Consider the following 12330-nt stretch of genomic DNA (forward strand, 5'->3'; position numbering starts at 1 on the left):
CTCCAAAAATTGCTAACTAAAAGAACTCAAAAAAGTCTTGCCAAAAATTTATGAAAACAAGTTGTACATGCAACTTTTATATTCATATCCTTTGCAATTACAAATGACCCAGGCAGACAAAGGATACTTACAAAAAGTGCAATCTACAACCAAAAAAATTTTTAAGCAACCGCCGAAGCAGCGCGGTCAAAATAGCTGGCAACTTCAGACATTAACTGACTGCAATCACCTCTGGTAATGCCATTAGGATCGTTAGCAATTTTGAGGGCAGCTTCTTTCATTTTTTGAATTCCAGAAGCTACAGCATCACCTGGAGTACCAAGAGCTTGATAGGTTTCACGTAAACCATTCAAGCAGCGATCATCCATCACACTGGAATCACCTGCTAGTACAGAGTAGGTAACGTAGCGCAGAATAAATCCTAAATCGCGGATACATGCAGCCTGATTACGATGATGAAAGCAAGCACCACCAGGATTGAAGACTTGGGGGCGTTCTGCTACTAAAGCACGATAAGCATTAGCAACAATGGAGGAAGCATTGCTGGTGAGTCTATTAACAACGTCTAAGCGCTTGTTGCTATCAGCAACCATTCCTTGCAGAGCGTTGATTTCGTCACCGCTTAAATAAGCACCTTTTTTATCAGCTTGTTCAACTACTCTGGAAAAAGCATCAAGCATTTTTTTCTCCTAGTGTTCACAGCAGCAAATTAAAGCCATTAAATCAGCTTGTTTTGGTAGAAGCAATCAGATATTCCAGACAAATAGGCATGAAAATTTCTAGCAAATATTGCACATAAAAATCAAATTAATATGATTTATACGCGCAAATATTTAGCACGAGAAATCTTTATTGTCTTGATATTTTTAAATTGCTTTCTGACCTAGTTCGTATTTTATATTTGGCTTGCAGCCTTTTTTTATGAACTTTATTTAATAAGTGTAAAAATCTAGATTATTTAGTGAAACCTATGAATCGGCAGGCTTATATACTTATGACTTAAATCCTTGCTTTACATTATGAAATTTTTGTTAATCTAACTTCATGTTTTTGTTCCATAGGATTAATAGTAGTAAAAGTTACATTGAATGTTATTTTGGTCTGAAAAAAAATAAAGTTTTTCTATCTTTCTTGAAGAAGATGCAATTAAAAAATCTGCATTGTATGTAACGATTTTATTGATTTTTTATTTCAGCCAAAATACTTAAAATCTAAATCTGGAATTTTCTCAAAAATAGTGGTTAAAAGTAAACATCTCACAAGTTTACTGAAGCTTTGATGAATGATAAATATGTAAAGTTATGTAAAGATGAGTAAAGAAGATTCGTAAAGATTTCTCATTTGTAATTTTTATCGGCAGTGGTCACCCGTCTTTTCAAAACTTCTAAGAGAGTCTTGAAGGTTTGAGGAATAGGTGCAGTGACTTCGATCCATTCTTCAGAGACCGGATGCTGTAACCTGAGTCGCCATGCATGGAGTGCTTGTCCCGGTAAATTCACACCCACCGAACGGCCAGAACTATAAACAGGATCGCCGACGATGGGATGACCTATGTGGGCGCTGTGGACACGAATTTGATGGGTACGTCCGGTTTCCAATTGAAAGTGCATTAATGTATAGTTGCCCAGACGTTCAAGTATTCGCCAATGGGTAGTTGCAGGTCTTCCACCTTTTTCTGGTGAGACAACAGCCATTTTTTTTCGATCTACTGGATGGCGACCGATGGGTAAGTCAATTGTACCGTTTTCAGTTTTTGGGACACCGTAGACAACACCTAGATATTCTCGTTGTGCAGTTTTAGCTTTGAGTTGTGCTTGGAGATGCTGATGGGCAAATTCAGTTTTAGCAATTGCGATCGCCCCTGTTGTATCTTTATCTAATCGATGCACAATTCCTGGACGCTGCACACCCCCTATGCCGGGTAAATTGGGACAATGAGCTAAAATGGCGTTAACCAATGTGCCATCGGGATGACCGGGTGCAGGATGGACAACTAAGCCCGCAGGTTTATTGAGAATTAATAGTTGGTCGTCTTCGTAGAGAATGTCTAGGGGAATGTCTTGTGCTGTCAGTTCGAGAGGTTCTGCTGGGGGAATTTCTAAGCAAATGCGATCGCCCTGTTTCACACTAGTCTTTTTCGATGTGCAAATTTTGCCGTTGAGTTGAACCTGACCCTGTTCAATTAATTGTTGGACGCGGGAACGAGATAAGTCTGTCAATCTTTCGGTCAGGTAGCGGTCAAGGCGTTCTCCCTGTTCTTCTACTTGTAAACTAATTTCGGTCACAGTTGTATTAGTCTAATCTCCAGTTTTTGTAGTTTAGCTTTTCTGGAGAATAGCAGAAAGTTTTGTGAGGTGGTTGACTGATAACTTTATCATTCTTCTTGTCTCCCTTACGCTTGACACTTTGCTCAATTTTCATAGTGGGGGGTGAGAGCAATGCTGGTATTGCACCCATTGTCATAATCTAATTTCAAGTTTATTGTTGTTGGACAAGAGAAAATATATGCAGTTATTTTAGATGTGGATAATGTTGAATAACTGAGTTTCGCATCTTACATGTTTCTTGACTAGATTTTGTATAAGAAACTGCTTTTCAAAAGGCGAATATTTCATGCCCATATTTGAGCTAATTTAGCTCTTAATTTGCTGCGTCGTTATTTTGACTGCGCTGCACTATTACTATATGGGCAGTCAAAAAATACTATTAAAATACACTATTTATATGATGCTATCCGGATAAACTTTAATTTTTAAATCTAAGTGATAGTTCTTAGTTTTATCTTTATTGATTGAAAACAAACCTTCTATTTGTATCAAAGATACCTAAATCAACTATCCAGCTTTACTCGGTTGATTTGATGGCTTGGATAGGAAGCTTGAGTTTGTGACTTTTTCTTTAGTTACTACTGATGCTTGTGAACGCACTAACTTCAGTTGTAGCTTTGTAACCACCAATAGCTGTGCAAAAAATTAAAATTAACACAGTTAAGATAATGCCATTTTGGCTAAATAAAATCCTATCAATAGGCTTATAATGCATACATCATTACAATTACCTTAGTATTTCTCTGTTTCTCAACATGAACTATCAAGAGTATTTATTTGGTTATAATTGCTGAGCAGAACAAAGTTCCAAAATATATAAATGTATCAGCAAAAACAAAATGAGAAAGAATTAATTGGTAAGAAACTAATAAAATCATGAATGCAATAAATACAACAAACTCAAACATTAAATTAAGTTGTACATTTTTGTAAACTTAAGTATCGATACTTGCAACGAGAAACTTTATAGATAAATCTTTTGTTACTCATGACAATAACTTCTATTTCACAATATCTTTACTTCTTCATAGGATTTTTCATGCTTCTTTTATTTTTTTTGTTGAAATTAGAGTAATCTAAAAGTAAGGAAGATAATTTTATTTTTAAATATGGAGTAAATTACTTGAGTTACACCACAATCATCAAATTTAATAGTTGTAATTCACTACGGTAGCTACTCATCCAGTTCATCAGGGCAAACTTTCTTTTCATTAAGACAATACTTTAGAGGGTGTTTTCAAACATATGAAGAAATTGCCTTCTTGGGAGCCAATCACTACTCCATCTTTTACTCCACCATTAAAATTCATGCAAAATGTGGGTGAAAGGTAAGCAAGTTTACCCTTAAAGGTTTCCTCATTAAGTACACCTGACGTTTAAAGGATAGGGTGAAAGGCATAATTTTTTACATTATCCGTGTCATCTATAGCCTTCAGCCATTTTTGGTGAATGCGATCGCAAAATTAGTGACGATGAAATCTCAGTATTGACAAAATGCCCTACACTCTGCTCAAAAATGATCGATTTTGGGCTAGTTAATTACTAAGTCACATTACTTATCAAATTTATGGATTAAATCTTTAACAGCCTGCTTGTATGCTACCTGCGATTCCATTTTGCTTCAAAAACCAACAACAGAGTCTGTACAAAGCACTAAATCACCTTAATATGGCTGTGTTAGCAATTTTTGCTATTGTTTTTTGAGACGAATTATCTACTTTAGGCATTTTTTATCTTTTTATGTGGGTATATGCACCCACGCCATAAGCTAATGTTAAGTAAGTGCAATATGCAGGCGCTGTTTCATGGCAACAAGTAGAGCCATTTGCATTTGTCAATTTTGAGTTTATTTGAGAGCCGTAGCCATGAAGATACTCCCTATTAATAGATACAGGTTTTATCAATCGTTACAGCCGTTATTTCTACTGAAGAAAATAACTAGTAAATCCACTGCTGGTTGTTTACAAGTTTTTACCGCTTCTGGTTCTTGGTCAATCTATGTGGAGGAGGGTAAATTAATTTATGCGTGCTGTACAGAAAAAATGTTTGAGTTGCTTTACAAGCACTTGCAGCGTTTAAGCCAAAAAATACCTACTCTCCACAATGGCATCAAAGAGCAATTGCGGGCAATTTTTGAAACCGGGATTGAGAATCAAGCAATACCCAATCCTGACTATCTAGCTATTTGCTGGTTAGTTAATCAGAAATATATCACCCCAGCTCAAGCCGGAATCTTGGTGGAACAATTGGCGCTAGAAGTTTTAGAGTCGTTTTTATTGTTAAAAGAGGGGAGTTATGAATTTGCTCCTGAAAGCTTTTTGGATGAAATGCCCAAGTTCTGCCATTTAGATGTGCGTTTGCTGGTGGAACGTTGCCAAAGGCGATCGCCTAGCTATGCATCCATCCCCAGTGGTAAATCAGAAAGATCCAGTGCTGATGCAGCGCCACCGCAGCCAGCTTCTTTGGAAAGACGCCATCTCAATCATCAATCAGCTTCGGAATTTGCAGCTAACTGCCCACAACAAACTCCCCAAAGGACATCCAAGGGGGAAAGTACACCCAATTCTGGACAGCAACAGCATCTCCATGTTGTCCCCCCAAGCCAGCAACCTTTGCCTAAACCAAGGTTGAATAATGTCTTACCTCATCCTGTTAATACTAATAACAGTAATCGTCCACAAATTTCTCGACCAAATGTTGATAAAAAACTCTACACAGTTTTTTGTATTGATGACAGTCCTGCTGTCGTAAATGCCATCAGTAAATTTTTGGATGATCAAATGTTTTCTGTTGTGGGTATTAACGATCCACTCAAGGCTTTAATGCAAATTATTCGTCTCAAACCAGATTTGATTTTACTAGATATTGAAATGCCAAACTTAGATGGTTATGAATTGTGTTCATTGGTACGGAAACATTCTCATTTTAAAGATACACCTATAATCATGATTACAGGTAGAACAGGTTTTATCGATAAAGCTAGAGCCAAACTTGTGAGGGCATCAGGCTATTTGAGTAAACCTTTTACACAGGCAGACTTACTTAAAGAAGTATTTCAACACATTAAGTAGGTGTAAAAAATTTAAGTATGAATTGTAGATGCACAGGCTATTGTGTCATCTTCTATTTTCTGTAACATCCAATAATGATTACAAGGAGATAGGAGGCATAAAAAATAAATTATGCCTATATTATTGCTTTTTGTCATACTTGACTGATAGGGCTTTGCGTGAAATGGTAATGTAAACGCGGAGAAACGCAGAGTTTTTCTACATATAATTCGCTACGACTAGTAACTTTCACAATTGCTTTTTAAGCCCTCAAGTTTATCTGTAAAAGTCATCCAAAATCCAAAATCCAAAATCGCTTCACCCTCTGAGTATAGAGATAACTTAATGGTTAATAGAATTAATTCAGAACCAAAAAACAGTAGTTATCATCGGCGCACATTTAGACTTACTTCCGAAACCGAAACTGTACTTCAGCGTAGAAATTATTCTCTCTATTCTCCGATTAATAGTGTTATAGCATGGGCGAAACAAGTTAGTTTCCGTACCAAAGCGATCGCTTTTGCTGTTGCTATTTCCACATTACCAACGTTGGGAGTGGGAGCTATGACATATTACTTAGTAAATCAATCTCTCACTAAAGAGATTAGTAATATTAAACAAGGCAGCGCTCGCAATTTAGCAGACCATGTTGAGCGATTTATGCTGAAACGGTATCAAGAAGTTCAGCTATTCGCTAAACAAAAATTTCTTACTGATGCTAAACTTCGAGACATTTTAGTTACTGAAGATAAAGCTGCACGGGTTAATAGCTGGCAAGATATTTATCAAGTCTATGAAAGTATTGCTGTTGTGGATCTCAGTGGTAATGTAGTTTTACAAACTCAAGGTGAAGCAATTCCTAACCAAAAAAATCAGGAGTCTTTTCAAGCAGTTCTGAGAACAAATGAACCATATATTGGTCAGCCATTGGTAGGTACAAGTGTAAAACAATCGAAAATTCATTTGGCTGCACCAGTGAAAGATAGTGTGACTAATAAAACTATTTATATTATCCAAGCGGTTATACCTATACAATCATTGGCGCAAACACTCAATAAGCTTTCCGGAATTAAGGATGAGTACCAGTTAATAGATTCTGCGGGCAAGATTTTTTTGGCAACAGATGAGAATCATTTGGGTAGAGATGCTCAAAAAGTTATTCCCAAATGGCAGGAATTACAAACATCAAAGAAAGTAGTCACACGTATACTGCGAGATCGAAAAGGTAAAGCTGAAGATTTAACAACCTTTGTTCCTTGGCAAAAAACAGCAGGTTTACCGGATTTAAATTGGCAATTAGTCTTGAGTACAGACAAAGCGATCGCCTTGGGTACACAAAGACAATTATTGTTGACATTGGCGATTGGAACGATTGTGACGGCGTTTTTAGTGGGTGCGATCGCTGCTATTTTAGCCAATCGTCTCACCCTACCGATTCAAACTGCCACGATGGTAGTGAAGAAACTGGCGAGAGGTAATTTTGACACACGTATTACTGTCAAGGGAGAAGATGAATTTGCTACTTTGGGAGCCAGTATTAACCGTATGGCTGACCAACTGCAAGACTTGCTGAACAAACAAAAAATCGAGGCTGAACGCCTCAAGATGTTTACAAACATTTTAACGGCGATTCGTCAGTCACTCAATTGTGAGGATTTATTTAATACTACGGTTACAGAAGCCAGACAAGCACTAGGAGCCCATCGAGTGGTTGTCTATCACTTTAATGCTCACGGTAGGGGACAAGTCATCGCCGAATCTGTCGCGCCTGGATTACCGGTAACTTTGGGTGACACAATTGAAGACACTTCCATTGCTAGGCAATTAGTGGAAACCTACACGACTAATGGCATTCTCATCGCCAATAACGTTTTTGAGACAGACTTGGTTCCCGAACATCTAAAATTGATGGAAAGGCTGCAAGTCAAGGCGATATTAGCAACACCCATTCTCAAAGATAATCAAATTTTTGGATTTTTGATTGCCCATTACTGCTGGGCTCCCCATGTTTGGCAACCTTTTGAAATCAATTTCTTGCGACAGTTAGCAGTTCAAGTTGGATTGGCTTTAGAACGAGTCCATTTACTGGAAGTCAGCCAGGTACTCAAGGACTTTGCGATTCATTTATCTGCAACTCTTAATTCCCAAGAAATCTACAACTTGGCAGTTCAAGACATCCGTAAAGCCTTAAAGGTGGAGCGTGTAGTCATCTGTAAATTTGATGAGAAATCCCAAGGTAGTATTTTAGCTGAGTCGGTAGTTGAGGGTTTACCTGGTGTAGAAACAAGATTTCATCAAGCTGTTGTGCAAGATTACATAGAAAAGTATCGCCAAGGTGGTGTACTGGCTGCTAACAATATCTACCAAGCAGGTTTTTCAGAAGTTTATGTCAAACAGCTAGAATCCTTTGCAGTCAAAGCCCACTTACAAGCACCAATTTTATTGGGGGGTAATTTACTAGGCTTGTTGATTGCTCATCAATGTACCAGAACTCGTGTCTGGCAACAAGCAGAAATTGAGTTATTTGAGCAATTTGCGAGATTGGTGGGACTGGCTTTAGAAAGAGCTAATCTCCTAGAACAAAGTGAAAGAGCTTCCCAGCAGCAACGTCAACAAGCAGAACAACTGCAACAACAGTTAAACAGACTCTTAGATGATGTAGTGGGAGTTAGAAGAGGCGATTTAACAGTACACATCGAAGTTAACAAAGGTGAAATTGGAGCGATCGCAGACTTTTGCAACTTCATTGTTGGAAGGTTGCGGGAGATTGTCGTACAAGTTAAAGCAGCCGCTACCCAATTGAATACAGCGATCGCGGAAAATTCCGGAATCATCAGCCAACTAGCTATTGACACATTCAAGCAAACACAGGAAATAGATCGTTCCCTGGATGTTGTTGATCAAATTCGGCTTTCCATCAAAGGCGTAGCCAAAAATGCCAGATTAGCTACAGCAGTTGCGCGCACAGCCTCCCCTACTGCTGAAATTGGTGACGCTGCGATGGATCTCACTGTCGAAAATATCTTTAGCCTGCGGGAGTCGATGGGAGAAACAGCTATAAAAATTAAGCGTCTAGGGGATTACTCGCAACATATTACTCGTCTAGCTTCCTTAATTAAACAAATCTCCCTACAAATCAACTTATTAGCGATCAACGCTGGTATCGAAACAGCGCGTGTGGGTGGAGACAGTGACAGTTTAATTTCTTTTTCTGAAGAAGTAGCTGCACTGGCTACCGAAAGTGCTACAGTTACAGGTGAAATCGAAGGAATCGCCGCCAATATTAACCTGGAAGTTAGCGAAGTAGTCAAGACAATAGAATTAGGAAACGCCCAGGTAATAGAAGTAACTCGTCTGGTTGAAGATAGCAAACACAGCTTAAATCAAATGCTCAATGTTTGTTGCCAAATTGACGAATTAGTACAATCAATCTCTCTCGCTTCAGTATCTCAAGTGCAAACTTCTAAAGAAGTAATTAATTTAATGAAAGAAATTGCGAAAGTGTCTGAAATGACTGGCGGTTCCTATCGCAAAGTATCCGCATCTCTTCAAAGAACATTAGAGACTTACCAGCAGTTACAAGCAAGTGTTCGTAGTTTCAAAGTTTAATTCAGAAAGCAGAGTACGGAGGGAGGTAGAGGAGGCGCGGGTTCGCTACCGATGGGCGAACAGGGATCACCGTTGTAGAAGGACTCTCTGCCTTCTGAATCTGAATATTTTTTTGGTATTTAATTTTATTTTCCTACTTAAATAAACTAGATAAACTCTTCATTAAGAAAAATAAATTTTAGAAATAATTAGAATTGAACAATATTTGACAGTTTCATTATTGATTACTAATTTATAATTGAATGATTTCTGATTAAGCAAACAGAAGTACCTGAACTTATATTAACACTCAAAAATCTCTTACTTCTGCCTTCTGCTTTCTACCTTAACCCAACGACAAAATTTATGTTGGGCTACTTATTCCCTTTCATTTGGTATCAAAAATAATTCCAACTATGTTAAAAGATAGGGAACTAGAGAACCAGATAAACTTTCTGGAAGAAGCTAATGGTAATTTGAATACCCTAGAATCTATATTCTTGGAACTCAAATCTAACCATCACAGCTATTTGCAAAATATTGATATAGCTCTCAAAGTTATTCATTCCATCAAAGCTGGTGCAGATATTATAGGTTTTCCTTTACTGAGTGATTTTGCTCACCGTTTAGCAGATGCGCTACAAGATTTTAAAAAACAGACAAACTTTTTAGAAATTGACACCGAATTACACAGTTTACTTCTATCTAGCGTTGAATGGTTACGCCAGATAGTAAAATTACTTTCTGTTGGCTATGTTATAGATGAGCAATGGTTAGCAAGTTTTTGTTTTCCAGTGTTTGACGGGCTGAAAAAGCGTTTGTCTCAGCAAATTGGGACAAATAACCCAACACAGTACTCACCAACTCAAGAACTGGAAGACATTATCCTATTAATTTTCCAAACTGAAGTAGAAGAATACTTACAACACCTAAAATATTTATTAGCTAAAACAGATAAGTCTACTTTAAAAGCAGAAGTTATCATGATAGCTACTCAATTAGGTGATTTGGGTGAGTTACTTCATTTAAAAGCTTTTACCCAGCTTTGTCAGTCAGTCATGCAAAATTTAGAAGCAGCTGTATCTAATGTGGATGTGACAGAAATTGCTAAATTAGCATTATTGACATGGCAGCGATCGCAAACATTGATACTGACAAAGCAACTTGCAAATTTGCCAACGGAAATTGCTGCCCAAAATCTCAGCGAATCTTTTGTCAAAGCACCATTTCATCTCTCGAGCAAGCGAGTCATGCTAGTAGAATGTAATAGTATGCTCGTGGCATTACCAACAAATATAATTGTAGAAACATGTTTGTTGGAGCAACTTGATAGTGAATTTTTGCACTGGCAAGGTTCAACAATTCGCTTAATTAAGCTTGAGCAATACTTACAATCTTATAACTTACATCCCGCAATATCATCTTCAGACACTCTGCCACAAATCGATACTGCGAACGTATTAATCATTAGAGATAACAATCAACAAGTTGCAGTACAAATAGATCATTTTTGGGGTGAAATAGAAGTTTCTCTTTATCAAGTTGAAGCTAACACAACTCTACCTACTGGCATTAGTAACTATACAATTTTGGATAATGAGCAAATAGTACCTGTGCTAAGTACTAGCGATTTGCTGAACTGGATTACTACTAATCAATTATCAAAGGCTACTTGATCTACATATAGAATTTATTAGATCCTCGACTCTTTAAAAAAGTCGGGGATCTGACCCCTCGCAACTTATAAAGTTGCTCATCACAAACGAAGACCAGATAAAATTTTGTGCATATGCACCACCGCCCCAATCACCACAATTGCAGGTGCTTCAAATCCAGTTTGCTCAACCTGCTCTATAATTGTCCCTAACTCACCAATCAACTCTTGTTGGTCTGATCTTGTACCCCAACGTACCAAAGCAATAGGAGTTTCCAGACTCAACCCCGCCTTCACTAACTCCTGGACAATATAAGGCAAATTGTGAATCCCCATGTATATCACAATCGTCTCCGAACCGTGAGCGATCGCACTCCAATTCACAGTCGGTCGATACTTACCAGCCGCCTCATGACCTGTAACAAATGTCACTGAAGAACTATATAATCGGTGCGTCAAAGGAATACCTGCATAGGCTGGAGCCGCTATCCCCGATGTAATACCCGGCACAACTTCCACATCTACTCCCGCTTGTAATAATTCTTCCATCTCTTCGCCACCGCGACCAAAAACAAACGGATCACCCCCCTTCAACCGAACGACAACCGCGTGTTCCTGTGCTTTTTCAATCATTAACTGCGTTGTTTCTTCCTGAACTAGTGAATGACGTCCCCGCCGCTTACCAGCATTAATTTTTTCCGCTTGGGGATTAATCATTTCTAGAATTGCTGGACTCACCAATGCATCATAAATCACAACGTCTGCACACTCCAACAACCCTTTACCCTTGAGTGTCATCAACCCCGGATCTCCTGGACCAGCACCCACCAAATAAACCTTTCCCAAACAATTCTTCCCCTCTTCCTTCGCGTCCTTAGTGTCTTCGCGGTTCATTCTTTAATCAAATCCCAAACTAAATCAGCTAACTCTGCACTTGCTCCTAAAGGTTCTGCCAGCTGCAAATCCACCCCAGGAAACTGTAATTGTAACTTTTCTATTACCTGAGCGATCGCATCAGTTATTCCACCTGCAAATAAAAAGTATGGCAGAATTGCAATTTGCCTATGTCCAATATTAATCAACTCTTTGACTTGCACTTCTAAACTGGGAGGTACAGACCAGTAAGCAGTCACTGCATCTAAATTTTTCGCTATAGCTTCCACTCGTAATTGTGAACCCTGGCGGCGACTACCATGCGCTACAAGAATCCTCGCCGTCGCCATCGTCGCAGCGAATTGCTTGGCTAAAAAATTCTCCAAACCACAGTGACTACCTAAATGTGGTTGTAACTCTATCAAAATATCTTCACCGAGAGCCGCTCTTGCCAGCCTTACTTCATTAGGAATATCATCCATGACATGTACCCCTGGTAGCAAAAACAGTGGTACAACTTTGAGATCAACCTTCTCCCAAGCAGCACAATTGTTAACGAACTTGATTATTTGCTCATGTAGAGGTTCTGGCTTAAGTTCTAAACACGCTGTACCAACTCTAATTTCAACTTCAAGACTTCGCGCTTGATCAATTACAAGCTTTGCCAACTCCTGCATGGCAACTTCTGGACGTGGATCTCGGCTACCGTGGGATACTAGTAAACATGCAGACACCATTAGCAAGGAAAAATTTAAAATATATAGTCAAATATCTTAGCAAATTTTAAAAATTATTTTTATCGACTGTGAGACCCCCGACTTTTTTAAAAAATCGGGGG

The 12330-nt window shown here is 38.4% G+C and carries 8 protein-coding genes; 3 read left to right on the top strand and 5 right to left on the bottom strand.

Annotation, left to right across the window (positions count from 1 at the left end; all coding sequences use genetic code 11):
* Positions 1-161: 161 nt before the first annotated feature.
* The 3 genes from UYK_RS0116150 to UYK_RS26820 form a co-directional block, all read right to left on the bottom strand.
* Positions 162-680, bottom strand: a complete 519-nt coding sequence (locus tag UYK_RS0116150) for a phycocyanin/phycoerythrocyanin subunit beta (protein WP_009454979.1) — start codon at positions 678-680, stop codon at positions 162-164.
* A gap of 657 nt (positions 681-1337) precedes the next feature.
* Positions 1338-2285 (bottom strand): RluA family pseudouridine synthase, encoded by a 948-nt coding sequence (locus tag UYK_RS0116155; protein ID WP_009454980.1) that lies wholly within the window; start codon positions 2283-2285, stop codon positions 1338-1340.
* Between the two features lie 7 nt (positions 2286-2292).
* Positions 2293-2463, bottom strand: a complete 171-nt coding sequence (locus UYK_RS26820) for a hypothetical protein (protein ID WP_009454981.1) — start codon at positions 2461-2463, stop codon at positions 2293-2295.
* Positions 2464-4192: 1729 nt separating this feature from the next.
* Here UYK_RS26820 and UYK_RS0116165 point away from each other — a divergent pair.
* The 3 genes from UYK_RS0116165 (at position 4193) to UYK_RS0116175 (ending at position 10641) form a co-directional block, all read left to right on the top strand.
* Positions 4193-5398 carry a response regulator gene (locus UYK_RS0116165; RefSeq protein ID WP_009454983.1) on the top strand — a complete coding sequence of 402 codons (1206 nt, stop codon included), beginning with the start codon at positions 4193-4195 and terminating at the stop codon, positions 5396-5398.
* Positions 5399-5722: 324 nt separating this feature from the next.
* Entirely contained in the window at positions 5723-8986 is a 3264-nt protein-coding gene (locus tag UYK_RS0116170; protein WP_009454984.1) for a GAF domain-containing protein, read from the top strand.
* Between the two features lie 395 nt (positions 8987-9381).
* The gene (locus UYK_RS0116175) at positions 9382-10641 is read left to right on the top strand and encodes a chemotaxis protein CheW (RefSeq protein WP_009454986.1); all 1260 of its coding nucleotides are present in this window, start codon (positions 9382-9384) and stop codon (positions 10639-10641) included.
* An 80-nt stretch (positions 10642-10721) separates the two neighbouring features.
* Here UYK_RS0116175 and cobA read toward each other — a convergent pair whose 3' ends face one another.
* Both cobA and UYK_RS0116185 read right to left on the bottom strand, forming a co-directional pair.
* Positions 10722-11513 carry a uroporphyrinogen-III C-methyltransferase gene (gene cobA, locus UYK_RS0116180; RefSeq protein ID WP_009454987.1) on the bottom strand — a complete coding sequence of 264 codons (792 nt, stop codon included), beginning with the start codon at positions 11511-11513 and terminating at the stop codon, positions 10722-10724.
* The gene (locus UYK_RS0116185; protein ID WP_009454988.1) at positions 11510-12229 is read right to left on the bottom strand and encodes a sirohydrochlorin chelatase; all 720 of its coding nucleotides are present in this window, start codon (positions 12227-12229) and stop codon (positions 11510-11512) included. Before UYK_RS0116185 ends, cobA begins: the two co-directional genes overlap by 4 nt.
* Positions 12230-12330: the final 101 nt, after the last annotated feature.

Source organism: Fischerella thermalis PCC 7521, from assembly GCF_000317225.1.
GTDB classification, from domain to species: domain Bacteria; phylum Cyanobacteriota; class Cyanobacteriia; order Cyanobacteriales; family Nostocaceae; genus Fischerella; species Fischerella thermalis.